This window comes from Nocardia otitidiscaviarum NBRC 14405, assembly GCF_000308635.1.
Lineage (GTDB): Bacteria > Actinomycetota > Actinomycetes > Mycobacteriales > Mycobacteriaceae > Nocardia > Nocardia otitidiscaviarum.
Genome location: NZ_BAGD01000097.1, coordinates 1 through 14141, shown reverse-complemented (window position 1 = coordinate 14141; position 14141 = coordinate 1). Strand labels below are relative to the sequence as shown.

The window sequence follows — 14141 nt, the reverse complement described above, 5'->3', positions numbered from 1 at the left end:
AGGGGGCCGCCATGGCCGATATCACCAGGAGTGTGCGGCCCGACTGGGTCGATGACGCCCTGTTTCCGTTCGAGAGCCGATTCATCGATATCGACGGGCACACCGTGCACTACGTCGACGAGGGGTCGGGGCCCACATTGCTTCTGCTGCACGGCAATCCGACCTGGTCGTTTCTCTGGCGCGACGTGATCCGGGGGCTGCGCGACGACTTCCGGTGCGTCGCCCTCGACTATCCGGGCTTCGGGCTGTCGACGCCGAAGCCCGGATACCGCTACCTGCCCGAGGAACACGCCGACGTGGTCACGGCATTCGTCGACGCGCTCGGCCTCGAGGACGTCACCCTGATCGGGCAGGACTGGGGCGGCACGATCGGCCTGGCCGCGGCGCAGCGGCGGCCGGGCGTCTTCGAGCGCCTGGTACTCGCCAATACCTGGGCGTGGCCGGCCAACGGCGATCTGCACTTCGAGGCGTTCTCGCGCATCATCGGCGGACTTCCGGGGCGCTTCCTGGTGCGGCGGTTCAACCTGCTCGTCAACACCTTCATCCCCACCGGACATCGCCGGCGCACGCCTACCGCGGCCGAAATGGACCACTACCGCCGCGCGCTGGACACTCCGGAACGCCGCCAGGCCTCGGCCGTCCTGCCCGGCCGGGTCCTCGCCAGCCGGACCTTCTTCGCCGAGGTCGAGGCGGGTCTCGCCGATATCGCGCAGCTGCCGACCCTGATCGTGTGGGGTGACGCCGATATCGCCTTCCGGCAGCGGGAACGTGAGCGTCTGGAAGCGACCTTCCCCGATCACCGGACCGTGATCGTCGAAGGTGCTGGCACCTATGTGGAGTCCGACGCGCCCGAGGAGTTCATCGCCGCGTTCCGCGACTGGGCGGCGAGCCGGAGCGGGTCCGCCGGTCGCGCGGGTGAGGAGCGCCCATAGATCGCCGGACATCCGGCTGAGCGGACAGCGCCGGATGCCCGCGACTTCGACACCGACGCCGCCGCGGATGGGGCGGCTCACCCTCTCCGGATGGTGCGACAACCGGCGTGGCCGCGCTGCCCGGCGGTCGGCGCGGGGGCGTGGTGTGGCACCGTTGGGGGCGGCGACCGGGGGTCGCCGTCGCGAAAGGAGCCACATTCCATGCCCAAAGGTGTCCCGCTGCCGGAGAGCATTCCCGACGACGGACTGACGACGCGGCAGCGGCGCAATCAGCCGGTGCTCGCGGTGCACACCGGGCCCGGCAAGGGGAAGTCGACCGCGGCGTTCGGGATGGCGTTGCGGGCGTGGAATCAGGGCTTCGACATCGCGGTGTTCCAGTTCGTGAAGAGCGCCAAATGGAAGGTGGGGGAGGAGGCGGCCTTCCGCACCCTCGGCGGCCTGCACGAGCAGACCGGTGCGGGCGGGGCCGTGGAATGGCACAAGATGGGTGAGGGCTGGTCCTGGACCCGCAAGCACGGCACCGAGCAGGATCATGCCGCCGCCGCCCTGGCGGGCTGGCAGGAGATCGCGCGCCGCCTCGCCGCCGAGCAGCACCGCTTCTACGTCCTCGACGAATTCACCTACCCGCTGAAATGGGGCTGGGTCGATGTGGACGAGGTGGTCGACACCCTCCGCTCCCGTCCCGGCAACCAGCACGTGGTCATCACCGGCCGCGACGCCCCGCAGGCCCTCGTCGAGGCCGCCGACCTGGTCACCGAGATGACCAAGGTGAAACACCCGATGGACGCGGGCCGCAAGGGCCAGCGGGGGATCGAATGGTGAGTACACCGGCGGTGGTGATCGCCGCGCCCGCCTCCGGCAGTGGAAAGACCACGGTCGCAACGGGTTTGATCGGTGCGCTGCGGCGAGCCGGGCACCGGGTGGCCCCCTTCAAGGTCGGCCCCGACTACATCGACCCCGGCTATCACGGACTGGCCGCCGGTCGCCCCGGCCGCAACCTCGACCCCGTCCTGGTGGGCGCGGAACGGATCGCGCCGCTGTATCGCCACGGCAGCCGCGACTGCGATATCGCGGTGGTCGAGGGCGTCATGGGCCTGTTCGACGGTCGTATCGACGAACACCACACCGCCCCGGTGGCCGAGGGCTCCACCGCCCAGATCGCCGCCATGCTGGGCGCACCGGTCGTCCTCGTGGTCGACGCTCGCGGACACAGCCAGAGCCTCGCCGCCCTGCTGCACGGTTTCGCCACCTTCGACAGCGGTATCCGCCTCGGCGGCGTCATCCTCAACCGCGTCGGCAGCGAACGCCACGAACACGTGTTGCGCGCCGCCTGCGCCCGCGTCGGCCTCCCGGTCCTCGGCGCACTACCCCGCATGGCCGAATTGGCCGTCCCCTCCCGCCATCTCGGCCTCATCCCCGCCGTCGAACACGGTGTCGCGGCCGAATCCGCGGTGGCGGCCATGACCGACCTCATCGCCGCACACATCGACCTGCCCGCCGTGGTGTCCCTGGCCGCCTCCCGGGTCACCGGCCCCGCCTGGGACCCCGCCGCGGAACTGCGGACCGCGATGGCGGCGCACGGCATCCGCTCGGCGGATGCCGCTGCCGCTGTCGGCGAGGGCCGCGAGCCCGTCGGCGAATCCGTCATGCGGGATATCGGCGTCGGTGCTCGGCGGTGTGACGGTGCGACCGGTCCCGCTGTCGCCGCCCCCGGCGCGGCTGCGGTGCCTCATGCCGATCGTGTTGCCGCCGTCATGACGGATATGGGGGACGGCGCCCGACGTGGCGACGCGGCCGGAGGAATCGAAGCGCCCGCCTCGTCGGCCGGGGTGACCGGTGGCGGAGTGGGCGGTGCCGGATTCGGTGGTGTGCGAGCCGGTGTGGTCGTCGCGGTCGCCGGGGGCGCTGCGTTCACCTTCGGTTACGCCGAGCATCGGGAACTGCTCGAGGCGGCCGGGGCGCGGGTGGTGGTTTTCGATCCGCTGCGTGACGAATTGCCGTCCGGCACAGCGGGTCTGGTGTTGCCCGGCGGGTTCCCCGAGGAGCATGCGGCGGAGCTGTCGGCGAATATCGCACTGCGCGAGGCCGTGGCCGAGGACGCGCGGCGGGGTATGCCGATCCATGCCGAATGCGCCGGTCTGCTCTACCTGACCCGCACGCTCGACGGCCACCCGATGGCCGGAGTCGTCGACGCCGTAGCCGAATTCGGCCCCCGCCTCACCCTCGGCTATCGGGATGCGGTGGCGCTGTACGATTCCCCCCTGTGGTCGGCGGGCGAACGGGTGCGCGGCCACGAGTTCCACCGCACCCGGCTTACCGTCGCGGGCGCGGACATCCCCGCCTGGGGCTGGCGCTCACCCACCGGCGAAACGGTCAGGGAAGGCGCTCTCCCGCACCGCGTCCACGCCTCGTACCTGCACACCCACCCCGCCGGAAATCCGGCCGCCATCGCCCGCTTCGTCACCGCCGCAGCGGATTTCGCCCGGAGCCGGACAGGTGCCTGACGTGCCCGGCGGCGCGATCGACATCGACCGGCACCGCACTCCCGATCGGCTTCAGCCGACCGATCACCGGGTGGGTGACCATCGCCGCGGCGGCCTGGTGCGTGTGGACATACCCCCGGCCGCTGGTGCCGTAGCGCCCGGGGGGAGTGGGTTCTCGTGACGGGTGCTCTCGTGGTCGGCGTGGGCATGCGGACCGGGGCCGATGCCGCTGACATTCTCGATGCGGTGCGCGCGGTGGCCGCCGAGGTCGAGATCACCTGTCTGGCCACCGTGGACCGCAGGGCCGAGGAGGCCGGATTGGTCTCGGCGGCAGCCGAACTCGGCGTTCCGGTCGTTGCGTTCACACCGAACGAATTGGCGGCGGTGGCGGTGCCCAACCCCTCGGTGCGCACCGCCGCCGTGCTCGGCACGCCGAGTGTGGCGGAGGCCGCCGCAGTGCTCGCGGCGGCGGGCGGGCGGCTGGTGGCGCACAAGCGCGTGGTCGGCGGAATCACGGTGGCGACGGCCGTGTTCGGCGGACGCGAGCGGGTCCGCCGCGTCGATCGCATCGCGAGGCGGCCGTTTGGTCAGGGAGGGCCCCGCGTGATTTGGGACGCCCCGCGTGATTAGGGAGGCCCCGCGCCGGGTGTGGGCGCGGGGTCCCGTCGAACCGTGGCATGAAGTACTTCGTCACCACCGGCCCGTCGGATTGCTCAGGGTGCCACCGACGTCCAGTCCGCGAATCCGGTCGGGTCGTGGCGGCCCAGGCTGCCGTGCTCGAACAGCCCCCAACCCTCGGCATCACCGCAGCGGGCCTTGCCCACATGGTCGATGACGCCGAACGGGATGCGGCCCGCGATGGCGGGGTCGGTGAGGTCGTAGCGGCGGCTGTCGACCCAGCGGCGGCCCTTCCACTGGCCGTGCAGCCAGTCGGGGTCGCCGCCGTAGCCGCAGCCCACGTTCAGGGCGATGAAGGTCCCGGCTTCGACCTCCACTTCCAGCGGTTTGCCGTCGGGGGTGGTCAGTTCGAGGCGCAGCGACACCGGAATCCGCGTGCCGGACCTGTAGGTGAGGTGCACCCGCGGCCAGCCGAGCTGTTCGATGCGCCCGTCGTGCCAGATGCGGGTGGCGTCGTTGAGCGTGCGGAATCCGTTGGGTTCCTCCTGCACGATGACGATGATGGAGAAGTCGTCGAAGCGCAGCGGCACGTACAGCCACCAGAATCCCTGTGACGGTTCGTCGGCCGCGCGTCCCGGCGGATCGGATTCGCCGACGGGCCGGATGCCCCAGGACCGGTCCCTGGTCCCGGTCCACACCGCCGGATCGACCGTGAAATCGGTGCCGTCCACGGTGAGCGTCCCCGACCACGATCCCACCTGCGCGAACCGCTGCGCGTCGATGATGGGCCGGTTCAGCCCGGTGATAATGGTGTGCGGCTCCTCCCGCACCACGGGAAACGCGCCCTCCCAGGTCATGTCGAAGGACAGATCCTCGTGTTCGCACACCGCGCGGATCTTGTGCAGCGGCTCGATCACCTCCAGCCGGTACCCGCCGACGGCGAGATCCAGGCTGCGCTCGGTCAATGCGTCCGAGAAGCGTACCGCCCGTTGCTCGTTCCCGCGTCGCACGGTCGCGAAGGCGTCCACCACACCGAGATTCGGGTACACACCGAACCCGGTGACGAGGAAGGTGCCGCCGTCCCGGTCGGAGGCGTTGAAATAGCTGCGATCGTAGAAGTTCCGATCGCTGGTACCCACCCGCGCCATGGGCAGCGGAGTCTGGTGGATGGGGTATTCGTCCAATGGACCGATCATGTCGTTTCCTCGGTTCGCGGGGTCAATCCCAGGCGTAGGTGCCGTCGAGCAGGGCCTGCAGCAGTGGCCGGTGCATGACGTAGTCGTCGCGGTCGGCGGTGTCGGTGTCCTCGCCGAAATGGATCATGCGGCGTTTGATGCGCGCCATGACGATGCCGTGTCGCAGCGCCGCGTACATGAGGTACCAGTCCAGGTCGCGCACCCGGTGCCCGGTGAACTCCTCGTACAGCCGCTCGACGTCGCTGCGCCGCATGAAGTCCGGCAGGCCGGGCTGGTCGAATCGGGTGGCGATGTCCTGGAAGAACCGGTGGATGAGCACTGTCCACGCCACATCGAGTTCGCGCGGGCCGATGGCCGCCATCTCCCAGTCCAGCACCGCGACCGGATCGAAGTCGCCGAACATGATGTTCCCGGGCCGGGCGTCGCCCCAGCTGAGCACATCCGGTCCGGGATCGGCGGGCCAGTGTTCCTCCAGCCAGTCGAAGGCCCGCTCCAGAATCGGGATGCGATAGCCGTCGCGTGCGAGCGCCCAGTCGTACCACGCCTTCTGGGCGTCCACGTGTCGCCGCAACGACGATCCGGTCCCGGCCAGCGTCGGAAACCGCTCGGCGGGATCCTCGATGGCGTGGATCTTGGCGATGACCTCGATGGTGTTGCGGGTCACGGCATACCGCTGCTCGGGCGTGGCGTCGAACAGCCAGCCGAGGAAGACGTAGGGCGGATTGTCCTCGGGCACCCGCCCGTCCACCCGCCGCATGACGAAGAACGGCGCGCCCAGCACGCTCGGATCCGGCTCCAGCCATGCCAGTGGCGGCACCGGCACGTCGGTGGCCTCGGCCACCCCGGCCATCACCGCGAATTGGGTTGCCAGATCGTAGGTTTCGAAAACGGGGAAGGAGCTGTCCTCCGGTGGCAGCCGCGCCACGAACGCGCCACCGGCCGCCGCGCCGCGCTCGGTCCAGGTGGCGTCGAAGAGCAGGGTGGTGCTCGACATGCCGCCCGCCGTCGGACGGGTGATGGACGTGACCTCGGGCGGGCGGTCCGCCTCGACCTTGGTGGCGAGCCACTGCGCCAGCGTGGCGGCGACCGCGTCGAGGTCGCGTTCGGTGGTGGTCAGTTGCCGCCGCTGGTTGGGATCGGCGTCGGCCGATGTCATGGATCCTCCTGACACAGTGGGACGGTGAGTGGAATGTAACGCGTTCTAGTTGCCGTGCGTCATGAAATCGGCGGATGGGATTCGGTAGTTCCGGTCACCGGGATGATCCCTTGTCTTCCTCGGCTGTACTGGGGAAATACGCCGCGGTGTGGATGGCACGTAAGCCCGGAGGGGTACGTCGGCTCCGGCGGAACCGGGGTGGAAATCAGGGTCAGCCTGGAGGTCGCGCGTGCCCGGAATTCGTAGCGTCGAACTCTCGACAAAGAGAGGGGACACCATGAGCGTGGAGACGGTCGCCGTCGACACCGACCTCGATCAGCCTCCGGCGGCCGCGACGCGGTGGAATCCGTTCACCCGCATCGCCTTCCGTTTCAGCTTCGTTTACTTCGGGCTGTTCTGCGTGCTCTTCCCGCAGATAATACTGTCGTTTCTGGGGCCGCTCGCGCTGCGGCTGCCCGACGACCTGGTCATCAGATACGCGCAGCTGCCCGCCCCGGTCATCGAATGGGTGGGCCGCGCGGTCTTCGACGCCGAGGCGGTCGTGCGCACCGATTCGGGCAGCGGCGACCAGGTCTACTTCTTCGTTCTGGTGTTCTGCATCCTGGTGCTGGCGGTCGCGGCCACGGTCGTCTGGACCCTGCTGGATCGCCGGCGCACCGAATACCGTCGCCTGGCGGGCTGGTTCCTGCTCTTCCTCCGCCTGTGCCTGGCCACCCAGATGCTGCTCTACGGCTTCGCCAAGGCGATTCCCACCCAGATGGCGGAACCGTCGCTGGTGACCCTGCTACAGCCGTACGGCGACTTCACCCTCATGTCGGTGCTGTGGAGCCAGGTCGGCGCGTCCCCGGCCTACGAGATCCTGCTCGGCGCGGCCGAGATACTGGGCGGTCTGCTGCTGCTCCTGCCGCGCACCGCGCTGGCAGGTGCGCTGCTGAGCCTGGTGAGCATGGCGCAGGTGTGGGTGCTGAACATGACCTACGACGTGCCGGTGAAACTGCTGTCGTTCCACCTGCTGCTGCTGAGCCTGGTGCTGCTGGCCCCGGAGGCACGCCGCGTGACCGCGGTGCTGCTCGGCGGCGCGGCCGGACCGTCCACGGCTCCGCGTCCCTTCCACGGCCGCGCCGCCAGAATCGCCGCCGTGGCCCAGATCGCGCTGGCCGCGTGGCTGTGCGTCGGCTTCGCGCAGATCAATCTGGAGGGCTATCGCGAATGGGGCGGTGGTCGGCCGACCTCCGAGCTGTACGGCATCTGGAATGTGGACGAGTTCACCCGCGACGGTATTCCGCAGCCGCCGGTGCTCACCGATGAGAACCGTTGGCGGCGGGTGGTGTTCGAGGATCTCGAGGTGATCCACTACCAGCGGATGGACGACACGCTGGTGCCCGTGCTCGGCACGGTCGACGCCGCGGCGGGCACGATCGTCATGAAGCCGGACCCGGAGGGGCCCACCTGGGCGGACTTCACCTACGAGCGACCCGCTCCCGGCCGGCTGGTGTTGACCGGCATGATCGACGGCCAGCCGGTCACCATGACATTGATACGGCAGGACGAGAACGAATTCGCCTTGCGCGGTTCGGGATTCCATCTGGTGCAGGATTATCCGCACCTCAGTGGCGGTGTGCAGTGAGGTAGGGACGCACGGCCGAACGAGTGATCCCGGCGCTCTCCGGCGAGATCGCCGGGGACCGCCGGGAATGCTCGGCGTAGGGGTTGGCGTTCGCAGCGAATGTGAACGCAGCCACTCTGCCCGAGAGCCTGAAGAACCACATCGACGAGGCGAAGGTGTACGCCACCGTCGCCACGATCGGAGCCGACGGCCAGCCGCACCTGACCGTGGTGTGGCTCGACCGCGACGGCGACGAGCTCATCTACTCCACGACGGTCTCGCGCCAGCAGTACCGGAACATCGTCCGCGACCCGCGTGTCACGGTGATGATCAACCCGCCGGATCGGCCGTACGTCTACGCCCAGGTCCGCGGCGTGGCCAAGGCCGTTCCGGACCCGGAACGCGCCCTGCCGGACCAGATGTCGTTGAAGTTCACCGGCAAGCCCTACCGCGAGTTCAATCCGGCCTCGGTCGACGATGCCGACCGCGTGGTGGTGCGGATCAGCCCCACCAAGGTGCTGGGCCGTTTCTGAACAATCCGAAGCGACAGCCCGGTGCGTCCGTGCCGGATCGGCACGGGCCTGGGTTTCGGGGGCGCGCGCCCGGTGAGGTATCTATCGTTTGCCACACGGAAGCCGGTCGGATGTCGGGTCCGCGAGTCCAGGCCGTAGGCTCGAACCTTGTGCAGAACACGTCAGCCGCAGCCGATGACCACACCGCGCCCCAACCGGTGGGAGACCCGAACTACCTGGTCGGGCTGGATCTGAACGGACGCCGCGTCGTCGTGGTGGGCGGCGGGACCGTCGCGCAGCGGCGACTCGGACTGCTCATCGCCTCCGGCGCGGACGTGCACGTGATCAGCCGGGCCGCCACGCCCGCGGTCGAGGGAATGGCTACCTCGGGGCAGCTCACCCTCACGCTGCGCGACTACGCCGACGGGGATCTGGACGGTGCCTGGTACGCCATGGCGTGCACCGACGAACCGGATACCAACGCGGCCGTGGTGGCGGAGGCCACCCGCCGCCGCATCTTCTGCGTGCGCGCCGACACCGCCCGCCTCGGCACCGCCGTCACCCCGGCCACCGCCCGGTACGACGGGCTCACCCTGGGGGTGCTCGCCAGCGGCCAGCACCGCCGCTCGGCCGCCGTGCGCACCGCACTGCTCGAGGCGCTGCAATCCGGGGTGGTCACCGACGAATCCGAACCGACCGCCCCGGGGGTCGCGCTCATCGGCGGCGGCCCCGGCGATCCCGATCTCATCACGGTGCGCGGCCGCCGCCTGCTGGCGCGCGCCGATCTGGTGGTGGCTGACCGGCTCGCCCCACCGGAACTGCTCGCCGAACTCGGACCGCACGTCGAGGTGGTCGACGCCGCCAAGATCCCGTACGGCCGCGCCATGGCGCAGGAGGCCATCAACGACGCGCTCATCGACGGGGCGAAGGCGGGCAAGTTCGTGGTGCGGCTCAAGGGCGGCGACCCGTATGTGTTCGGGCGCGGCTTCGAGGAGTTGGAGGCGTGCGTGGCGGCGGGTGTCCCGGTGACGGTGGTGCCGGGTGTCACCAGTGCCATCTCGGTGCCCGCCCTGGCCGGGATACCGGTCACGCATCGCGGCGTCACCCACGAATTCGTGGTGGTCAGCGGCCATGTCGCCCCCGACCATCCGGATTCGCTGGTGGACTGGCCCGCCCTGGCCCGGCTGCGCGGCACCATTGTGCTGCTCATGGCGGTGGAGCGGATCGAACAGTTCGCCGCCGCCCTGCTCGCGGGCGGCCGCGCCGCCGACACCCCGGTCACCGTCGTCCAGGAGGGCAGCCTGCGCACCCAGCGCACCCTGCGCGCACACCTGTCCACCGTGGCCGAGCGCGTGCGCGCCGAGGGCATCCGCCCGCCCGCGATCATCGTCATCGGCCCCACCGCCGGATTCACCGCGGGCACGCCGGACGCTGAGGCTGTGTCTATAGACCAGGGCGCGGGCTGAGTTGGCGGGTGGCGCGGGCTGAGCTGGCGGGTGGCGCGAGCTGAGCTGGCGCGTGGCGCGGGCTGAGCTGGCGCGTGGCGTGGGCTGAGTTGGCGGGCGGCGTGAGGTTGACGGTCGGCGTGGGCTGGTCGTGCGAGTTCTTCGGCGTCTTGTCGGGTTCGATCGGAGGCATGCATCCCGCGGGCGAGAACCGACTGGCCGGTCATTCGCGCGTACGGACCGGTTGTGCTTGGTCGGTGTGCGAGCCTCCGGGGCTGGGCGATGGTTGAGGTCCCCGACGCGACGCCCAGTCGGACCGATCGTCGGCGTGCGTCGGTCGCGCCGGTTGCACGCCTCAGGTCGGGGGCGTGTGGAGGCTACCGGGCGGCCGCTGCGTGGCTCCGGCAGCGCGGTGAGATCGGTTGGCCGTGTCCGGCATCCATTACAGTGGCTTGCTGTGCTCGATAAACCCGCTGCGACGATGCAGTATCCGGTGACCACGCGGGCGTTCGGGCTCGCAATCCTCGTCCTGAGCGGGCTGCAGCTGATGGTGGTGCTCGACGGCACCGTCATGATTCTCGCGCTGCCGCGGTTGCAGGAGGAGATGGGCCTGTCCAGTTCGGGCAGCGCCTGGACCGTCACCGCCTACGGCCTGCCGTTCGCGGGACTCATGCTGCTGGGCGGGCGGCTCGGCGACTCGTTCGGCCGCAAACGCATGCTCATCCTCGGCGTCGCGCTGTTCACGGTGGCGTCCGCGCTGTGCGGTACCGCCACCAACGAAGCCTGGCTCATCGCCGCCCGCGCCTTGCAGGGCACCGGTGCCGCGATTGCCGCGCCCACCGCATTCGCGCTCGTGGCAAGCACTTTCGCGCCGGGGCCCGCACGCAATCAGGCCATCGCCATCTTCGGCTCCATGGTGGGTATCGGCTCGGTCGGCGGTCTGGTGATCGGCGGCGCGCTCACCCAGGTCGACTGGCGCTGGATCTTCTGGATCAATGTCCCCATCGGCATCCTCATCGTGATCGGCGCGATCTATCAGCTGCGCGATACCGAGCACCACCGCATCAGCATGGATGTGCGCGGCGCGATCCTGGGCACGGTGGCGGTGGCGGCCATCGTGTTCGCCGCCACCGAGGGGCCGGTGTACGGGTGGGACAGCGCGGTCATTCTCGGGTCGCTCATCGGCGGCTTCCTGCTGCTGCTCGTCTTCATCTTCGCCGAGCGCACGGTCGCCAATCCGCTGCTGCCGTGGTCGCTGTTCGACAGCCGCGACCGGGTCATCTCCTTCGCCGCCATCTTCCTGGCCTCGGGTGTGCTGGGCGCGACAACCTTCTTCGTGGCGCAGTTCCTGCAGAACGTGCTCGGCTACAGCCCGCTGATGGCCGGTCTGGCGAGTATTCCGTTCACCCTCGGCGCGGGCGTCGGCACGGCAGTCGCGTCCAAACTGGCCATGCTGGTGCCGCCGCGCTGGCTGCTGTTCGCCGCCGCGCTGCTGCTGGCCGCCGGGCTCTTCTTCGGCTCGACACTGGATCAAACCGCCGAATACTTCCCGACCCTGCTGATCCTGCTGTCCGTGGTCGGCTTCGCGGTGGGCACGACCATCGTGATCCTGCCGCTGTGTGTGCTGGTGGGCGTGGATATGGGGAATATCGGCCCGCTGTCGGCGGTCGGCCAGATGTTCATGAATATGGGCACCCCGGTCGCGGTCGGCCTGCTCAGCCCGGTCGCGGCCTCCCGCACCCTCTCGCTGGGCGGGCACACCGGCAAGGCCGCCGATATGAGCACCGCCGAAATCGCCGCGCTCGGCAGCGGTTACACCCTCGTCCTGCTGGTCTGCGCCATCGGCACCGCCATCATGGGCCTGCTCGCCCTGACCCTGCGCTACACCCCCGCCCAGCTGGCGCAGGCCCAGCACAATCAGGAGGAAGCCGAACGCTCCTGAGCGCGGGTGGTGAAAACCACCGTGCGCCAAGGGTGTTGTGCGGGCCGACGATTCGGCACACTGCGTACATGAGTACCGACGCGACGCTGATGGAACGGTGGACGGCGCTGGCCGGTCCGCGGGCGCGGGCGGTGGGGGAGGATCTCGTCCGGCGGTACCGTGAGCCGCACCGGCGGTACCACACGGTCGAGCATCTGGCGGCCATGCTGGCCGTCATCGACGATCTGGCAGCCGCCGCCGACGATCCGGACGCCGTCCGCTACGCGGCGTTCTTCCACGACGCCGTCTACGCGGTCGACCGCGCCGACAACGAGGAGCGCAGCGCGCGTTTGGCGGAAGCGGCGCTGCCCGATCTCGGCGTGGATACGGGCACGGTGGCCGAGGTGGCGCGGCTGGTACGCCTGACCGCCGGGCACGCCCCGCAACCCGACGACCGCAATGGCGCGGTACTCTGCGACGCCGACCTGGCCGTGCTCGCCGCGGACGAAACAGGTTATGCCGCCTACGTATCCGCCGTCCGCGCCGAATACGCCCAGATCCCCGACGACGCGTTCCGCACCGGCCGTCGCGCGGTACTGGAGGGTCTGGCACGGCTACCGCGACTGTTCCACACCGACATCGGCCGCACCCGATACGAGTCCGCCGCACGAGCCAACCTCACCCGCGAACTCGCAGCGCTGTCGACTCAGCGGGTGCCCCACGTGTAGGTCCCTGTCGCGCAGCGTCCCCGTTCACACGGCCAACGGAGGCGGTGCCCGAGGCGGCCTGCCGGGGTGGATCATACGAACGCCAGGCCCGCGCCAGCCGACGCACCGCCTCCCACAGTTCGCCCGGACCGGCGACGAAGCCGATTCGGATCATGTAGAGACTGCCGCCGGTGGGGCCCAGTCCGGAATCCGGCAGCACCGCGCCGCCGTACCGCAGGGCACCTTGGGCGAAGGCGATGCTGTCACCGTGGGGAGAGTCGCACCCACGGCGTCTGCCCACCGGCAGTCTCGGGCACTTGCCATTCGGGCAGATGGTGGCCAGGGCGTGGCGCAGGAGACCGTGGCCTTCCTTGCGCTCGTGGGGGCGGGGCGCGACGCGGGCTCATCGAGCTGGCGCTTTCCTGGAATGTATGGGCTTTGAGGTGGCAAGAGATATGAAATGTGGTGGCGTTGGGTGCCTTTCCTGACTTTCGCTGACGCCGGGTTGGGTGCCGTTGGCTGCTATTCCGGCCTGCGGACTGGCTGTGGTGGCGTTTTACAGATCTGATGGTTTGGGGATTGTTCGACGGTTGAGGTCGGGTGGGGGTCGGGCGCTTTGGGGATCGCGGCGGTGCGGTTGGGTGCTGGCTGGAAGGTCGGGTGCGTGCTGGGCCTGGTGAATCAGGCCGTTCGTGTTGTTGCTTGCGTGCGGCCCGCAGGGTCTGGGTGTGGCCGGAACGCGTGGATGTGGCTGGACGGCGTGAGCGTGGCCGCAATGTGCGTAGGCGCGGCCCGACGGCGGAGGCGTGGCCGAATGATGCTGGGCGTGGCCAGATGATGCTGAGCGTCGCCGGATGACGCTGAGCGTGGCCGCAACGCGTGGGCGCGGCCCGACGCCATAGGCGGAGCCCGATGACGTGAGTCTCCCCGGATGACGTGGGCGTGGCCGGATGGCGTGAGCGTTGGTGTGGCGGGATGGCGTGGGCGTTGGTGTGGCCGGATGGCGTGGGTGTGGCCCGCGCGGGCAGGTGGCCGTGCGGGTGGTCCTGTATACCAGGTGCCCTGGTGGACGGTTGGTGTCCCGTCCACAAAGGGTGTGGTGGTGGGCTTATTGCCGTAACGGTGGTGGTGGTAGCCCGGCGTCTTGTTTCACGCGCAGGCGGTGGATGGCGGGGCCGAGGAGTTCGTCGCCGTGGTGGCGGTGATTGACCCGGTGTCTGCGTGTCGGGTCGTGGTGGGTCGGGGGCCGCCACCCGGTCCGCCCGGGATACCGGGTGTGCGCGCCCATTCGTTCGGTGGCCCACCCGGTGGGGTCGTCGGCGTCCTCGGCGACCTGGGCGTGATGCCGGTCGCACACCAGGGTCAGGTTGTCGATATCGGTGTCACCCCCGTGTGCCCACGGGATCAGGTGGTGCACCGCGCACATCGTCGCGGGCGCGTCACAACCGGGGAAGGTACAGCCACGGTCACGGGCCACACACGCCAGCCGCTGCCAGCGCGACGCCAAACGCTGCCCGCGCCCGAGGTAGAGCGGGACTCCGTCACGGCCGAAGAGCAACAGCCAC

At 69.9% G+C, this 14141-nt stretch carries 12 protein-coding genes; 9 read left to right on the top strand and 3 right to left on the bottom strand.

Annotated features, from left to right (window positions below; genetic code table 11):
* The first annotated feature begins 11 nt into the window (after positions 1-11).
* The 4 genes from ON31_RS20805 to ON31_RS20790 all read left to right on the top strand — a co-directional run bounded on the left by ON31_RS20805 (position 12) and on the right by ON31_RS20790 (position 4045).
* On the top strand, positions 12-932 hold the full coding sequence (locus ON31_RS20805) for an alpha/beta fold hydrolase (RefSeq protein WP_039816029.1): 921 nt from the start codon (positions 12-14) through the stop codon (positions 930-932).
* A gap of 201 nt (positions 933-1133) precedes the next feature.
* Positions 1134-1754, top strand: a complete 621-nt coding sequence (gene cobO, locus ON31_RS20800; protein WP_039816028.1) for a cob(I)yrinic acid a,c-diamide adenosyltransferase — start codon at positions 1134-1136, stop codon at positions 1752-1754.
* Complete coding sequence (locus ON31_RS35735; RefSeq protein ID WP_039816026.1) at positions 1748-3436, top strand: cobyrinic acid a,c-diamide synthase CobB; 1689 nt, start codon at positions 1748-1750, stop codon at positions 3434-3436. The genes cobO and ON31_RS35735 overlap by 7 nt, the downstream gene beginning before the upstream one ends.
* A gap of 156 nt (positions 3437-3592) precedes the next feature.
* Complete coding sequence (locus ON31_RS20790; protein WP_081592612.1) at positions 3593-4045, top strand: cobalamin biosynthesis protein; 453 nt, start codon at positions 3593-3595, stop codon at positions 4043-4045.
* A gap of 83 nt (positions 4046-4128) precedes the next feature.
* Here ON31_RS20790 and ON31_RS20785 read toward each other — a convergent pair whose 3' ends face one another.
* Both ON31_RS20785 and ON31_RS20780 read right to left on the bottom strand, forming a co-directional pair.
* Positions 4129-5229: an Rv3169 family protein gene (locus ON31_RS20785; RefSeq protein ID WP_039816024.1), complete on the bottom strand. Its 1101-nt coding sequence runs from the start codon at positions 5227-5229 to the stop codon at positions 4129-4131.
* A 22-nt stretch (positions 5230-5251) separates the two neighbouring features.
* Complete coding sequence (locus ON31_RS20780) at positions 5252-6385, bottom strand: phosphotransferase family protein (protein WP_039816022.1); 1134 nt, start codon at positions 6383-6385, stop codon at positions 5252-5254.
* Between the two features lie 277 nt (positions 6386-6662).
* On the opposite strand from ON31_RS20780, the gene ON31_RS20775 reads away from it, so the two are divergent.
* The 5 genes from ON31_RS20775 (at position 6663) to ON31_RS20755 (ending at position 12597) form a co-directional block, all read left to right on the top strand.
* Positions 6663-8012 (top strand): hypothetical protein, encoded by a 1350-nt coding sequence (locus ON31_RS20775; protein ID WP_039816021.1) that lies wholly within the window; start codon positions 6663-6665, stop codon positions 8010-8012.
* Positions 8013-8113: 101 nt separating this feature from the next.
* Positions 8114-8524 carry a PPOX class F420-dependent oxidoreductase gene (locus tag ON31_RS20770; RefSeq protein WP_255222189.1) on the top strand — a complete coding sequence of 137 codons (411 nt, stop codon included), beginning with the start codon at positions 8114-8116 and terminating at the stop codon, positions 8522-8524.
* A gap of 149 nt (positions 8525-8673) precedes the next feature.
* Positions 8674-9969, top strand: coding sequence for a uroporphyrinogen-III C-methyltransferase (cobA, locus tag ON31_RS20765; RefSeq protein ID WP_039816020.1), 1296 nt, complete (start codon positions 8674-8676; stop codon positions 9967-9969).
* 436 nt (positions 9970-10405) lie between these two features.
* Positions 10406-11890 (top strand): MFS transporter, encoded by a 1485-nt coding sequence (locus tag ON31_RS20760; protein ID WP_370450419.1) that lies wholly within the window; start codon positions 10406-10408, stop codon positions 11888-11890.
* A 68-nt stretch (positions 11891-11958) separates the two neighbouring features.
* Positions 11959-12597 carry an HD domain-containing protein gene (locus tag ON31_RS20755; protein WP_039816019.1) on the top strand — a complete coding sequence of 213 codons (639 nt, stop codon included), beginning with the start codon at positions 11959-11961 and terminating at the stop codon, positions 12595-12597.
* Positions 12598-13684: 1087 nt separating this feature from the next.
* On the opposite strand, the gene ON31_RS20750 is transcribed toward ON31_RS20755, so the two are convergent.
* On the bottom strand, positions 13685-14141 hold a 457-nt coding region (locus ON31_RS20750; protein ID WP_039816018.1), incomplete at its 5' end, for an HNH endonuclease signature motif containing protein.